Here is a 13,794-nt window from a genome sequence, read left to right as displayed (position 1 = left end):
TTCACCCACCAGAGTGAACACCACATTCGTACATCGTTCCCGGCGGGTAAGCACTGTTTGGCTAAAGAGTTAGGTAGCGGAGAACGAATCGGCTCGGACGGCCCGGAGAACCGCCCGAGGGCGAGGGGGACTCAGTAGCTCTTCGCGAAGTATGCGATCTCGTCGGCGGGCTCCCCACAGACGCCACACTCCTCGCGTTCGGGTTCGGGAACCTCGCCCGCGGACTGGCCGCCCTCGTCCTCGAGGGGTTGCATGACGATCTCGGCGGCGATCTTCTCCTTGATCGCCTCCTCGCAGGCCTGGTCGCCACACCACGGCGTCTTCACGTAGCCGCCGTGTTTCCCGATCGTGCCGAGGATGTCCTCGGGGCTGTGGGCCTCGCGGACGTTCTCCTCGAGGTTCTCCTCGGCGGTCTCGTACAGCCTGTCGAAGATCTCGTCGAGGTGGTCCTCGACGGTGTCGACGATCCCCTCGCGGTCGGCGACCGCCTTCTCGCTGTCCGGGCGGTGGACCAGCGTCACCTCGCCGTCGTCGGCCTCGTTGGGACCGATCTCGAGTCGCAGCGGCACGCCGTTTAACTCGTGTTCGTTGAACTTGAAGCCGGGGTTGCGCTCGTCGCGGTCGTCGAGTTCGACGCGGACGCCGGCGGCCTCGAGGTCGTCGGCGATCTCCCGGGAGTACTCGAGGACCTCGTCTTTCGTATCCGCCTGCCAGATCGGGACGATGGCGACCTGGGTCGGCGCGATGGTCGGCGGGAGCACGAGCCCCTGATCGTCGGAGTGGGTCATGATCAGGGCGCCGATCGCGCGCCAGGACAGCCCCCACGAGGTGGTGTACGCCGTCTGTTCTTCCTCGTCCTCGTCGGCGAATGTGATGTCGAACGCGTCCGCGAAGGACTGGCCGAGGTTGTGGCTCGTCGCCCCCTGGACCGACTTCCCGTCGGGCATCAGCGCCTCGACGGTCGTCGTCGTGTCCGCCCCGGGGAACTTGTCGTGTTCGGGCTTTTTGCCCCGCAGCACCGGGATCGCGAGCACGTCCTCGTAGACCTCCTCGTACTGGTCGAGGCGGGTCCAGACCTCCTCCCAGGCGCCCTCGTCGTCGGCGTGGGCGGTGTGGCCCTCCTGCCACATGAACTCCTTCGTCCGGAAGAACGGCTTCGTCTCGGTGGCCTCCCACCGGACGACGGAACACCACTGGTTGATTCTCAGCGGTAAGTCGCGGTGGCTGCGGGTCCAGTCGGCCATGAACGGGGCGATGATCGACTCGCTCGTGGGGCGGACGGCGAGCCGTTCCTCGAGTTCCTCGTGGCCGCCCTGGGTGACCCAGGCGACCTCGGGATCGAACCCCTCGACGACGTCCTTCTCGCGCTCGAGGAAGCTCTCGGGGATGAACAGCGGGAAGTAGACGTTGTCGACGCCGGTTTCCTTGAACCGGGTGTCGAGGGCGTCCTGGATCCCCTCCCAGATCGCGTAGCCGCGGGGTTTCGTGACGATGAAGCCGCCCATCGGAGCGTAGTCGGCGAGGTTCGCCTTCTGAACGACCTCGGCGTACCACTCGCCGGGCTTGTGTGATTTCGTCTCGGTGATCCCGAGCTCCTGACTCTCGTCGCTCATACCGCCACCTTCGTGACCGGAGCAATAAATGGACCCCGTTTGGTGATCGTCTCACACCGATCGCGCGGTAGCGTTCGTTCGGTGCCGTGTGTTACTCCTAGAGGGACTCGAGACCGCGAAGAAACCCTCGACATTCGGTTTCCCGTTCTCGGACGTTTATACGCGCTCGTTACGAGTGATAACCCATGAAGGCCATCGAAGTGACGGAGTACGGCGACAGCGACGAACTCGAGGTCGTCGACCGCGACCTGCCCGAACCCGGCCCCGGCGAGGTCCGAATCGAGATCGAGGCCGCGGGGATCAACTTCGCCGACGTCATGCAGCGACGCGGCGTCTACCCGGGCGGTCCCGAGGCGCCGTACGTTCCCGGGATGGAGGCCGCAGGGACGATCGACGCGACTGCCGAGGACGTCGATCTGGACGAGGGCGACCGGGTCGTCGCCATGCTCGACCGGGGCGGCTACGCCGAGTACGCCACCGCGAACGCTCAGATGCTGTTCCCGATCCCGGAGGGGATGAGCTTCGAGGAGGCAGCCGGCTTCCCCGTTCAGTTCCTGACCGCCCACTCCTGTCTGTTCGAGTGGGGCGAGCTCGAGGACGGCGAGTCGGTGCTGATCCAGGCCGCCGCGGGTGGCGTCGGTACCGCGGCCGTCCAGCTCGCCTCGAACGCCGGCGCGGAGGTGTTCGGCACGGCGAGCAGCGAGGAGAAACTCGAGCTCGCCGCCGAGTTGGGCTGCGATCACCCGATCGACTACACCGAGACGGACTTCCGCGAGGTGATCGACGAGGAGACCGACGGCGAGGGCGTCGACCTCGTCCTCGAGTCGGTCGGCGGCGACGTCTTCGAGCGCAGCCTCGACGCGATGGCACACTTCGGTCGCATGGTCACCTTCGGCGTGGCCAGCGGCGAGCCCGCGAGCGCGGAGAACCGGCGACTCCTCTTCGAGAACAAGAGCGTCCGGGGCTTTCACCTCGGCCAGGCCGCGATGCACGATCCGAGTCGGATCATGCAGGCCGTCCCCGACCTGACGGAGGGGCTCGCGAGCGGCGACCTCGAGGTGATCGTCGGCAAGTCGTTCCCGCTCGCGGACGCGGCCGACGCCCACCGCTACATCGAGGACCGAAAGAGTTCGGGCAAGGTCCTGTTGAAACCCTGATCCGGACCGCGCTGCCGCGACGAACCCCGCCCCGGCGCCCGTTCGGTCGCGCCGGCGCTCAGCGCCCGTCCGCGAACGAGACGCCCTGCTCGAGGGCGTGGTCCGCGAAGTCGGCCTCGTCGAGCGGTTCGCCGCCGACGAACCGGAACTCGCCGGCGACGGTCTCGCCCGCGAGGACGGCGGGAAGCCAGAGCCGATCGTCCTCCCACATCCGATCGTAGGGAACCGCCTCGACCGCGACCCACTCCGGCCGGGCCTCCGGGGAGGGACGGGGCTCGCCCGCGAACGTCCGGGTGCGGAAGACGTGACAGAGCGTGTGGCGCTCGCCGTCGAGACGAAAGTCGAGTTCGGCCGCCTTCTCGAGGTCGGCCGGGTCGATCTCGAGGCCGACCTCCTCGCGGGTCTCCCGCACCGCACACTCCCGGAGCGTTTCGCCGGCCTCGAGCTTGCCTCCGGGACCGTTGTACCAGCCCTCGCCGAGGCCGCGTCGCTTCTCGATCAGGAGCACCTCCTCGGTTCCGCCGACGTCGCGGAGGGGAAAACACAGCGTCGCCTCGATCATACCTCCGCGTTCGGCTGGGAGAAGATAAACGCGTTCGGTCTCGAGACACCGCGGCTCAGTCGTCGTCCGCGGCGTCGGGGACGTACGCCGCGGGCGCACAGCCCAGCGACCGGTGCGGGCAGCGACGGCAGTGCTCGCCCGGCGTCGTCTCGCGGTAGGAGGGGTCGTCGACGCCCTCGAGCGTCTCGCGGACCGACTCCCAGGGCGGCACCTCGTCGGGCTCGAACAGCTCGACCCGCGGACCGTCGACGGCGCCGACGTAGACGTAGCCGACCGCCGCGATCGGCTCCTCGAGGCGCCGATCGCAGGCGCGGGCGTACAGCGCGAGCTGGTCGGCGTCGGCGGGGGCGATCCGGGTCGCGGTCGCCTTGTAGTCGAGGACGGCGAGTCCGCCGCCAGCGGCCTCGGGGAGCCGACGGACGGTATCGACGTAGCCCACCACGTCGCCCTCGACGCCGGCGACGTCCGCGAGGGCGAACGGCAGCTCCGCGGCGAGGGGCGTCCAGTCGGCGACCGGGTCGTCGATCCCCGCCGCCGTCGCCTCGAAGTAGCGGTCGACACACGCCAGGACTGCCTCGCGGTGCTCGAGCAGGTTCCGCGCAGTCAGCTGTCGGACGGCGGCCGCTCGCCAGTCGGTGCGGCCGTCGTAGCCGTGGTGGAACGCCTCCTCGGCGACGTCGTGAAAGACCGAGCCGACGATCCGGGAGCTCGAGGGCGACCCCGGGTGCTCGGGGTCGGAACTGTCGGCGTCGATCGGATCGTCGATCGCCCGCACGGCGTGCTCGAGGTAGTGCTTTCGCGAGCAGGCCTCGTAGCTCTCCATGGCCGTGTAGCTGTGGCGCATCGCGACGGGAACCCCGCCGTCGTCGACCAGCGGCGCGGACGGGAATCGGGTCGCGTCGGCGGTCAGCGCCGACGCCCGCCGCTCGCCCGGCACCCGGATCGGCGGTCCCGCCTCGGACGCGTGGCTCGCGGCGTCGGCGGCCGGCAGCAGCGTTCCGTCGCGGAGCAGCCGGCCCAGCCGGTGGACGGTCTCGATCGCCTCCCGGGTCTCGAGGGGTTCGATCGAGCGGTCGCCGTAGCCGGCGTAGTAGGTGATCGTGCCCGGGCGCTCGTCGGCGGCGACGGCGAGTTCGTCGGTGCGGTCGGCGACGGTCCGCGGGTAGGTCCCTCGGACGGACTCGAAGCTCTCGGTCAGGGTCGACCACAGCTCCATGCGCTCACCCGCGACCGACCACTCGATAGCTGGATCGAGGCAGGCGTCCGCGGTGGAGACCGCCAGTTCACCCTCGCCGCCGTCGTAGTCGTACTCGCTCCCGAAGACGAACAGGTGGTTCGCCGCCCGCGTGAGCGCGACGTGGAGCACCCGCCACTCCTCGCCGACGGTCTCGGTCGCGACGTCGGCCCGCAGCGGCGAGTCGACGTCGTCCTCGAGCGCCGCCGCGAGCAGCCGGGTGCGGGCCCGGCGGGCGTAGTCGTGCTCGACGCACCACTCCTCGTCGGAGAGGTAGGGGACGAGTACGGTGTCGAACTCCAGGCCCTTCGCCTGGTGGACCGTCATCACGCCGACGGCGTCGGCCGAGCGGGTGCCTCGAGTCCGTTCGGTGTTTCCGCCGCGCAGGGTCCGCTCGAGCGCGTCGACGAACGCCGGCGTGAGAGAGCGGACCACCCGCTCGGCGTCGTAGCGCTCGACGAACCGGTCGATCCGCTCGAGCTGACGGCGCTCCTCGACCGTGAGGAACCACTCGAGGCGGGTGAGCTCCCGGAACCGGGTGAGAAACCCCGACAGCGGGTAGCCGTCGCGGAGCGTCTCGAGCCGTTCGATGTGGGCCCGGGCTCGCTCGAACCGGGTCGTCGCCTCGAGGTCGTCGGCGTCGACGTCGAAGATGGCGTCGAACAGCGACCCCGAGCGTCGCTGTAAGGTCGTCAGATCGGCCTCGGGCAGGCGGTAGCGGTAGAGCAACACCCGACGGAGGTGGACGTCCGCCTCCGGCTCGACCAGCACGCGGAGGTACGACAGCAGCGTCCGGATTCCGGGGGAGATCTGTCCCCGGGGCGAACCCGAGCGTTCGTGCGGAATCCGTCGCTCCCGGAGCGCGTCGGCGACCAGCCGGGCGTGGCGGTTGGTGCGGACGATCACCGCGACGTCCTCGAGAGAGCGCTCGGGGACGTTCTCGCAGGTGCCGTTCAACAGCCGGGAGACGGTCGTCGCGACCTGCTCGGCCGTCGGGTCGTCGAGCTCGTCGCTCTCGACTTTGACGACGCGGTCGGGAGGATCGTCCGCCTCGTAGGTGCCGGGCTCGCGGCCGTCCTCGCGCAGCGTCTTCGAGCCGTCGGCGTACGCACAGCGGTTGGTCAGCTCGAGGATCTCCTGGCGCGACCGGAAGTTCAGCTCGAGCTCGATCCCCTCGTGGTCGTCGTAGCGCTCGGCGAGGCGATCGAGTCCCCGCCGATCGGTCCCGCGCCAGCCGTAGATCGCCTGGTCCTTGTCCCCGATCGCGAGCAGGTTGGGGCGGTCGGAGCCGTCGGTGAGTTCGGCGATGAGTTCGAACTGCGTCGCGTCCGTGTCCTGGAACTCGTCGCAGTAGACCTGCTCCCACTGGCCGGCGATCTCGTCGGCGACGGCCCCGTCGGCGAGCAGGTCGGTCGCGGTGCGGACCAGCTCGTCGAAGTCGAACGCGCGCTCGCGCTCGAGGGTCTCGTGGTAGTCGGCGTAGACCTCGGCGTAGTGGCGGGCCAGCCGGAGGTACTCGACGTAGTGTTTCAGCCGGCCGAAGGGGGTCTGCTCGATGCGGTCGGTTCCCGTCCCGCCGATCCGGTTGCCGAACAGCGCCCGCGGCAGCTGTTTCGTGGTCGGCTCGTCGAGGTCGAGCGCCTCGTACACGTTCGTGACGCAGCGCTGGAGGACCCGCAGGTAGCCGTCGACGTCGCGGACGACCTCGTCCTCGCGAAACGCCGCCGGCGCCTCGGCGATCTTCTCCCGACAGTAGCTGATGAGCGTGCCGTACTCGACGAGCCCCTCGCGGGCCGCCTCGAGGTGGTCCTCCCGGTTGAAGTACCGCAGCGCCTCGTTGTCGAAGGAAAGCTCCTCCTCGGCCCGGCGCTCGAGCCAGTGAACGAACTCCTGGCAGAGCTCGAGGGTTCGGGTGTCGGGGAGTCGCTCCCGGAGGTCGGCGGGCGCGACGTCCTCGCGGCTCATCGTCGCGACGTAGCGGTCGACCGCGTCGGCGAGGTCGGCTGGGGAGCCGTCGCCGACGCTGGTCGCCGCGAACGCGTACTCCCGCTCGGCGAGCAGCCGACCGACGATCCGGCGGCGCTTGCGCTCGGTCACCACCTCGAACTCGGGGGAGTAGCCGAGGTAGTAGGCGTACTCTCGGACCAGCCGGTGACACAGCGAGTGGTACGTCGAGACGGTGATCGCGGCGGCGACGTCGGGCTCGAGGCGTTCGGCGACGGCCTCGCGGATGCTCGCTGCGGCCTCGTTGGCGAAGGTGACGACCAGCACGTCCTCTGGGTCGACCTCGCCGCGCTCGATCGCCCGCTCGACGCGCAGCAACATGGTCGTCGTCTTCCCCGTCCCGGCGCCCGCGTCGACGGACGTGCAGGCCCGGTCGCTCTCGATGACGTCGCGCTGTCGCCCCCGCGGTTCGATCGGTTCCGCCGGCGGGCTCGCGCTATCCATCGAACCGCACCTCCGCGGCGAGGTGGTCCCGACAGCCGACGGCGTAGCCGCAGTCGGGACACGACTCGGCTGCGATCTCGTCCCACCGCGGCGTCGGATCGAACGCTCCCTCGAGGACGTCGCGAGCGACGTCGGCGAGCCGCGAGTCGACGGTTTCGTTGCGGTGTTCGTGAGTCATCGCGTAGGTGTGGTGGTCGACGTAGACCTCGGTGAGGTCGATCGGCTCGACGGTCGCGTCGACGGCGCCTTGCACCCAGTTGACCGCGGTCCGGTTTCGATCGGCGAGGGGAACCTGCACGTACCGGCAGGTCTTCCCCTCGAGCCCGAGCCGATCCCGCAGCCGGCGGAGGCCGTCGACGACGACGGCGGTCTCGAGGAGCGCGCCGACCGCCCGCGGCTCGAAGACGTCGGTCTCGGGGTCGAAGTGATCGACGAACAGCGCGGCGACGTCGCCCTCCCACTCCGAGCGGTACCGCAGGAGACCGAGCGGCGCGAGCGTCGGGACGAAGCCGACGGCGACGAGGCTCGAGTCCTCGCGAGTGACGTAGTCGACGGTGGCGTCGACCCGAACCCGATCGCGGTTGCTCCCCTCGGGAAGCGACCGCGGACTCGCCAGCGGGAGCGCTGGCCCGACCAGTTCCTCGGGCGTCGCCGCGAGCCGATCGATCCCCGCCGCGTGGTCGGCACCGACGCGCTCGAGGTAGGCCTCGAGGGTCGCCTCGAGGACCGCGCGCTCGTGCTCGCGCTGGGTTCGCGAGTGGAACGGCTCGTCGTGGCCGTCCCACAGTTCGGCGAGTCGATCCGCGGCGCGGGCCGCCAGCGACTCGCGGTCGGTCGCGCCCGAGCGCAACGCCTCGCAGATCGCCGCCCGGAGGAGGTCGACCCGATCCCGCGAGGGATCCTCGTCCTCTCCCTCGAGCCCGTGGACGCGGGCGTGCTCGTACCGTCTGGGGCAGTGCAGGTACGTCTCGATCCCGGCGGCCGACAGCGCCGGCGGCTCACTCACCGCGGACCACCTCCCCCGCGGCGAACTCGAACTGCGAGCGGATCGCCTCCTCGAGCACCGGGTCGAGATCGTCCTCGGCGAGCAGCAGGGCGATCTCCTCGAACAGCTCCTCGGTCTCGCCCAGGTCGGCCCGGCCCCCGGTGCTGGCCTCGCGGAGAACGCGCTCGAGCTCCCCGCGGGGTTGCTCGAGCAGCGCCTCGATCGCAGCCGCCTCGCCGCGGATCCGGGTCCCACCGGCCTCGAGGTCGTTCAGGGTGAGCCCCGGTGTGGCGGCGGCGAGCCGGAGGTATCGCGACTCCTCGTGGGTTCGGCGGAGTCCCCCGGACCCGCGCTCGTACGAACAGCAGTACAACCGCGTCCGGGCCGCGCCGGCGGCCAGCGCGAGTCGACGGCGGGACCGCTGGGCGTGGTAGGCTCCGAAGGGGTCGGTTACGTCGTCCGGATCGTCGACGGGCGCGAACGTCTCGGTGACCGTCTCCGGGGTCGGATCGGTCACCGCGGGATAGTTCGGCATCTCCTCGAGCCACGCCCGCGGGAACAGTCGCGTGAGATGCTGGTCTCCGGGGTACCGGTCGTCGATCAGATCGAGCAGGAAGACCACCTCCCGGGAGTCGTACTTCAGGTCCTCGGCCGCACAGACCGCGACACCCCCGGTCGGCGAGCTGGTCTCGACGGCGTGAACGTAGGGGGCGTCGTACCGGATCGTGCGCCGGAGCATCCGCCGAAGGCCACCCCAGTCCGGGCCGACCAGGTCCGTCTCCTCGACGAAGTCAGCGATCTCGAGTACGCGCTCGAGGCCCTCGAACTGCTCGCGGGCGTCGAGCCACGACTCCTCGCGGGCGATCCGACCCTTGAGGTCCGTGCGCTGGATCCAGCGCTCGAGCGAGTGCCGGACGCTCGAGCCGTCACAGTCCTCGAGCAACGCGCGGTCGAACTCCGGCACCCGGGCGCGGAGTCGGGTCGTCGAGTCGTCGTCCTCGAGCGGGGGAGCTCCCCGCTCCCGGCGGGCCTGGAGCGTGACGAACGCGTAGAGCTCGTTGACGACGGGGTCCTCGGCGAGCGAGGGAGTGCCGATCGTCGCCGTCGGGATCCCGGCCTCGCGGAGGCGGCGTCTGGTCTCGGGCACGCGCTCGATCCCGGGAACCGCGACCGCGATCTCGTCGTCGGTCCAGCCCCGGCGCTCCCGCAGCGCCTGGATCTCCCGGGCGACGGCCCGGGTCTGCTCGCGGGCACTGCGGGCGCGGATCCGACGCGCCCGACCCTCCGCGAGCGAGCCGTCGGCCGTCTCGCGGGACGGCGCCTCGCCCGTCGCGAGAAACCGAGCGATCGGGTCGTGGGGAGCGGTCGACCCGGCCGCGCGCTCGGGCTCGAGGGACTCGACCTCGAGGCCCACCTCCCGCGCGATCGCGTCGACGGTCCCTGGCTCGACCCGGGTGCGCTCGACGCTCGCGTGGCGCCGACCGAGACAGACCAGTTCGGCGTCGTCGGCGAGCGCGGCGAGGTACCGCCGATCGAGCCGGCGGAACTCCTCGAACTCGACGGCCAGGACGGCGTCGAACGACGACGTCACGCGCCCGCGGACGCCGTCGGCGTCGTCCTCGAGCAGCGAGACGGCCCGCGGGATAACGTCGGCGCGCTCGACGTACCCCCGCTCCTCGAGGACCTCGTGGAAGCGGTCGTTCGTCGCGTACAGGAAGGCCAGACAGTCGTGGGGATCCTCCAGATCCGCGAGCCGGAGCCGCTGGCGGGTCGCCCCGAGCAGCAGCTGGCCGACGTCGCGGGCGAACCCCTCGCGGGCGGCCGCGTGCTCGAGGTAGTCAGGAATCTCGCGGTCGGCGCCGTCGATCACCAGCGAGATGAGCTCGATGCGCTCCTCGTACTCGAGGCGGTCGAGGGTCGGATCGAACGCCTCGATCGTCTTCGAGGCGTGCTCGGGAACCGACTCGACGCGGGGCGAACGGGGCGGCTCCCCGGCGCCGGCGGTTCCGATCGCCTCGGTCAGGCGCTCGAGGCCCGTCGGGTGGCGCTTGAGGACGAGGACGTTCCGAGAGCCGTGGCTCGCGGCGAGGTCCGCGTACAGTTCGGCGGCGGCCTCGGCGGGATCGCTCTCGGGCCCGGGGAGGAGTTTACAGGAACCGGAGAGGCGAGGCGGCGGAGTCATCACCGTCACCGACTATGTCCGAATCCGTACTTAAATCTGCGCCGTTGGATCGGCGAGAGGGTGGCCGGTTGGCCAACCCTTATGCGATCCAGTACCAAGCGTCTCGTATGGACGATATTTTCGTCGCGCGAGTGATGTCGACCGACCTGCAGACGGTGACGCCGGAGACGCTCGTCGAGGACGCGGGACAGGTTATGCGCGATCAGGGCGTCGGATCGGTCATCGTCGTCGACGAGGAGAACCGCCTCGAGGGGATCCTGACGACGACGGACTTCGTCGACATCGTCGCCGAGAGCCACCCGAAAGCCGAGACGGCGGTCTCGCGGTACATGAGCACGGACGTCGTCACGACCGACGCTCAGACGGGGATCCGCGACGCGGCGGATCTCATGGTCGAACACGGCGTCCACCACCTCCCCGTCGTCGACGACGAGGAGGGCGTCATCGGCATCGTGACCACGACGGATCTGACCGCCTACCTCTCGCGGATCCAGTCGCCGAGTCCGGAGCCGTAGTCCCGGTCCGCACGTTCTCGATCCGCGGTTCCGATAGCGGGCGACTCGAGAGCGACGCGGCTCTCGACGACCGCTCCGAACGTCGCGGTCGCTCGAGAGGTTCGCGTTACGAACGTCGGCACTCGACGGAAAACCGAGAACTGCCCGTTACGTTCCGCATTAATTACTATAAATTTTCATCCGGATTTCAGATACGGATACGGGCGAAAACGCGTATCGGAACGCCCGCACCTGCACTCGGTAGGTCGGCAATCCGCGTCGTCGACCGCTCGAACCATGGACCGACGCACCTTCATCACGGCAAGCGGCGTATCGCTCGGAACCCTCGCGCTCGGCTCCGTCGTGACGGCGACGGAAGCGACCGATCGGTTCCTCGTCGACCGCTCGAGTCTGCGCGACGAGGACCGCGTCGAGCTCGTCCACGAACTGGCGCCCGTCGACCTGCTGGTCGTCCGGGCGAGCGAGGCCGAACTCGAGGGCCAGGGGGCCGAGTTCGCTCCCGACGTCCGAATCGATCCCGACGCCTATCGGCCGGCGCGACGGGACTCGGCCGCCGCGCTCGCGGCGGGCGAGGACCTGACGGAGTACCAGTGGGACAAACGGGACCAGGGAGTCCCCGAAACCCACGACGTTACCCGCGGCGAGGACACTCGCGTCGCGATCATCGACTCGGGGATCGCGGCGGGCCATCCCGACCTGGAGGGCCAGGTCGACCTCGAGCTCTCGCGGAGCTTCGCCGACGACGACTACGGCGTCGGCGGACCCTACGGCGGGACCCACGGCACCCACGTCGCGGGGATCGTGGGCGCGAACGACGACGGAACGGGGGTCGTCGGTTCGGCGCCCGGAACCGAACTGGTCGACCTGCGCGTGTCCGGACCGGGGCTCGAGAGCCGGGACGGAGGAGAGCTGCCGCCGACGTACTGGGGCGACACCTACTACGGCTCGGTCCTGGCGGCGCTGGTTTACGCCGCCGAGATCGGCTGCGACGCGGCCAACCTCAGCCTCGGCTGGACCTGGCGGATGCGCCAGGAGGGATGGGGGAAGTTCTGGGGGCAGGCCCACCAGCGCGTCGGGACGTACGCTCGGCGGCAGGGGACGCTCCACACCCACGCCTCGGGCAACTGGGGCGAGAGCCTGCAGTTCAACCGGGACGAGACCGACTCCTCGGAGACCGCGGGGGGAATCACGACGAGTTCGACAGGACCCGTCGGGTTCGATCCCGACACCGGCGAGTACGACGAACCGCCGTACGTGCCGTCGACGTACACGACCCACGGCGTCGGCGCGATCGACCTCGCCGCGCCGGGCGGGCGGGGCGGCGAGTACGAACGGGACAACGTGCTGAACGCGGTCGCGGTGCCGTCGTTCGGCGAGGACGGCGAGTACCTGGGCGCCGACTACGGCCACGCCTGGCTGGCCGGCACCTCGATGGCGGCCCCGCAGGTCGCGGGCGCCGTCGCGCTCGTCAGGAGCGTCGACGGGCGGGCGAACGCCAACCAGGTGCGGACGACCCTCGAGCGAACCGCCTCGGTGCCCGACGAGTACGAGCGCAAGTACTACGGACGGGGCTACCTCGACACGCAGGCGGCGGTCGAGGACGCGGCGGGGTCGGGTCGGTCGTAGGACGTTCGCGTCTCCCCCGCTCGAGGGACCGGGCTCTCGAGCGTGGTTGGCAATATTCGCCAGGCGACCCCCTCTTATCGTGTTCCACAAGAGAGACCAACGCGTCCCCGCAGTCGGAGACACGTAGTACGGGCCTCCACCCACCACCAGCGCGGGGGTTTCGCCCCCGTTCGTCTCGAGCGACGGGCCACTGCCGTGTAGCGATCGCACCAGACCGCGCCGGTTCTCGAGGGCGAACCGATAGCCGTCGGTTCTGCCCGTGTCGGTGGATTGATACGCGACGGCGGTGCAGGGGAAGACGATGGGGAACGGTGATCACCGAACCGGCGGGACGGGTGGTGTCGAGGTCGAACTCGCGTCCGAGCACGACGATCAACGGGCGGAGACGCTGGTCCGCACCTTCGAGCAAGTGACGATCCTCGAGTCGGGGTGGCTCCGGGGGAGCGAGCCCGCTGACGGGTGTGGCCTGCGGTACTACCCGCCGAAGCGAGTGGTGGATATTCGCTCGAGTGGGTTTGCGGGGCTCGAGGGATCTCGGTGATTTTTCGGTGCTGCTCGAGTGGGGATGTCGGGCTGTTCAATACGAGGATATCGCGGGAATCTTCCATCAGTTGGTAGATCGTCGCTGGATACTTGCCCAGCTCGTCACTGAGACTGTTGACGGTCGCACCGCAGCCAGTCGTGACCTCCTCGATGATTTCAGAGAGCGAACTAGTGTTCTGTCAAACCTCATCCGCTAAGGCTATCGTTCTAGCCGTCGTCTATGATGTAGTTATCCAGGGAGCATCATGGCACGAAAGAAGTACATCGTTGATCTCAGCGAAGAAGAGCGCGCCGAGTTGAAGACTCTCCTCTCAGCAGGTGAGGAGAGAGTGCGAAAGCTCACACGAGCACGGATCTTGCTGAGGGCTGATGACGGTTGGTCGGATCCACGGATCAGCGAGGCGCTGGACTGTAGCCCTGCTACCGTCCAGCGCACACGGAAGCGCTTTTCCGAAGAAGGGCTTGCGGCGGTGGATCGCCGCAAGCCCGATCGCGTCTACGAACGCAAACTAGACGGTGCTGCTGAAGCCCGGCTCGTTGCATTAGCGTGTAGCGAGCCCCCCATAGGGTACTCTCGGTGGACGCTTCGACTTCTCGCCGACGAACTCGTCAAACTCGAGGAGATCGACGTCGAGTCGATCTCCCACGAGACGGTTCGACAGGTGCTAAAAAAACGACCTGAAACCGTGGAAATCGAGCCATTGGGTAATTCCACCCGAGAATAACGCTGATTTCGTCGCACGAATGGAAGACATTCTCGATCTTTACCACGAACCGTATGATCCTCGCCGCCCTGTCGTCTGTTTCGATGAATGTCCTGTCCATCTTCGTGGCGATGAGAAGGGGGGGCCCCCCCCCCCCCCCCGCCGCGGGGGCCCCCCCGCCGCCCCCCCCCCCCCCCCCCGACACCCCACACCCCCCTCCCTCTC

The 13,794-nt window shown here is 69.3% G+C and carries 10 protein-coding genes; 5 read left to right on the top strand and 5 right to left on the bottom strand.

Annotated elements, in window-relative coordinates; genetic code table 11:
- Nucleotides 1-131: 131 nt before the first annotated feature.
- Entirely contained in the window at nt 132-1,613 is a 1,482-nt protein-coding gene (gene proS / locus GWG54_RS07995) for a proline--tRNA ligase (RefSeq protein WP_167937279.1), read from the bottom strand.
- 185 nt (nt 1,614-1,798) lie between these two features.
- On the opposite strand from proS, the gene GWG54_RS07990 reads away from it, so the two are divergent.
- Complete coding sequence (locus tag GWG54_RS07990; RefSeq protein WP_167937278.1) at nt 1,799-2,770, top strand: NADPH:quinone oxidoreductase family protein; 972 nt, start codon at nt 1,799-1,801, stop codon at nt 2,768-2,770.
- A 58-nt stretch (nt 2,771-2,828) separates the two neighbouring features.
- Here the strand turns inward: GWG54_RS07990 and GWG54_RS07985 are convergent, their stop codons facing one another.
- The 4 genes from GWG54_RS07985 to GWG54_RS07970 are packed head-to-tail and all read right to left on the bottom strand — an operon-like array spanning nt 2,829 to nt 10,181.
- Complete coding sequence (locus tag GWG54_RS07985) at nt 2,829-3,332, bottom strand: 8-oxo-dGTP diphosphatase (RefSeq protein ID WP_167937277.1); 504 nt, start codon at nt 3,330-3,332, stop codon at nt 2,829-2,831.
- Between the two features lie 55 nt (nt 3,333-3,387).
- Complete coding sequence (locus tag GWG54_RS07980) at nt 3,388-7,014, bottom strand: UvrD-helicase domain-containing protein (RefSeq protein WP_167937276.1); 3,627 nt, start codon at nt 7,012-7,014, stop codon at nt 3,388-3,390.
- A complete protein-coding gene (locus tag GWG54_RS07975) occupies nt 7,007-8,020 on the bottom strand; it encodes a PD-(D/E)XK nuclease family protein (protein ID WP_167937275.1) in 1,014 nt (337 codons plus the stop codon). The genes GWG54_RS07980 and GWG54_RS07975 overlap by 8 nt, the downstream gene beginning before the upstream one ends.
- Nucleotides 8,013-10,181 (bottom strand): hypothetical protein, encoded by a 2,169-nt coding sequence (locus tag GWG54_RS07970; RefSeq protein ID WP_167937274.1) that lies wholly within the window; start codon nt 10,179-10,181, stop codon nt 8,013-8,015. The genes GWG54_RS07975 and GWG54_RS07970 overlap by 8 nt, the downstream gene beginning before the upstream one ends.
- Before the next feature lie 107 nt (nt 10,182-10,288).
- Here GWG54_RS07970 and GWG54_RS07965 point away from each other — a divergent pair, with 107 nt between their 5' ends.
- The 4 genes from GWG54_RS07965 (at nt 10,289) to GWG54_RS07950 (ending at nt 13,590) form a co-directional block, all read left to right on the top strand.
- A complete protein-coding gene (locus tag GWG54_RS07965; protein WP_167937273.1) occupies nt 10,289-10,696 on the top strand; it encodes a CBS domain-containing protein in 408 nt (135 codons plus the stop codon).
- Nucleotides 10,697-10,972: 276 nt separating this feature from the next.
- A complete protein-coding gene (locus tag GWG54_RS07960) occupies nt 10,973-12,322 on the top strand; it encodes a S8 family serine peptidase (RefSeq protein WP_167937272.1) in 1,350 nt (449 codons plus the stop codon).
- Between the two features lie 301 nt (nt 12,323-12,623).
- Nucleotides 12,624-12,863, top strand: a complete 240-nt coding sequence (locus GWG54_RS07955; protein ID WP_167937271.1) for a hypothetical protein — start codon at nt 12,624-12,626, stop codon at nt 12,861-12,863.
- Between the two features lie 247 nt (nt 12,864-13,110).
- Entirely contained in the window at nt 13,111-13,590 is a 480-nt protein-coding gene (locus GWG54_RS07950) for a helix-turn-helix domain-containing protein (protein ID WP_167937270.1), read from the top strand.
- Nucleotides 13,591-13,794: the final 204 nt, after the last annotated feature.

Origin of the sequence: Natronococcus sp. JC468 (genome assembly GCF_012163165.1) — an archaeon.
Lineage (GTDB): Archaea > Halobacteriota > Halobacteria > Halobacteriales > Natrialbaceae > Natronococcus > Natronococcus jeotgali.
Note: the sequence above shows the minus strand (reverse complement) of the source record. Positions and strands in the feature narration are given on the sequence as shown.

What these genes read in the sequence shown, in the direction of transcription:
- proS (WP_167937279.1), bottom strand. Translation starts at nt 1,613, where the DNA reads ATGAGCGACGAGAGTCAGGAGCTCGGGATCACCGAGACGAAATCACAC.
- GWG54_RS07990 (WP_167937278.1), top strand. Translation starts at nt 1,799, where the DNA reads ATGAAGGCCATCGAAGTGACGGAGTACGGCGACAGCGACGAACTCGAG.
- GWG54_RS07985 (WP_167937277.1), bottom strand. Translation starts at nt 3,332, where the DNA reads ATGATCGAGGCGACGCTGTGTTTTCCCCTCCGCGACGTCGGCGGAACC.
- GWG54_RS07980 (WP_167937276.1), bottom strand. Translation starts at nt 7,014, where the DNA reads ATGGATAGCGCGAGCCCGCCGGCGGAACCGATCGAACCGCGGGGGCGA.
- GWG54_RS07970 (WP_167937274.1), bottom strand. Translation starts at nt 10,181, where the DNA reads ATGACTCCGCCGCCTCGCCTCTCCGGTTCCTGTAAACTCCTCCCCGGG.
- GWG54_RS07965 (WP_167937273.1), top strand. Translation starts at nt 10,289, where the DNA reads ATGGACGATATTTTCGTCGCGCGAGTGATGTCGACCGACCTGCAGACG.
- GWG54_RS07960 (WP_167937272.1), top strand. Translation starts at nt 10,973, where the DNA reads ATGGACCGACGCACCTTCATCACGGCAAGCGGCGTATCGCTCGGAACC.
- GWG54_RS07955 (WP_167937271.1), top strand. Translation starts at nt 12,624, where the DNA reads ATGGGGAACGGTGATCACCGAACCGGCGGGACGGGTGGTGTCGAGGTC.
- GWG54_RS07950 (WP_167937270.1), top strand. Translation starts at nt 13,111, where the DNA reads ATGGCACGAAAGAAGTACATCGTTGATCTCAGCGAAGAAGAGCGCGCC.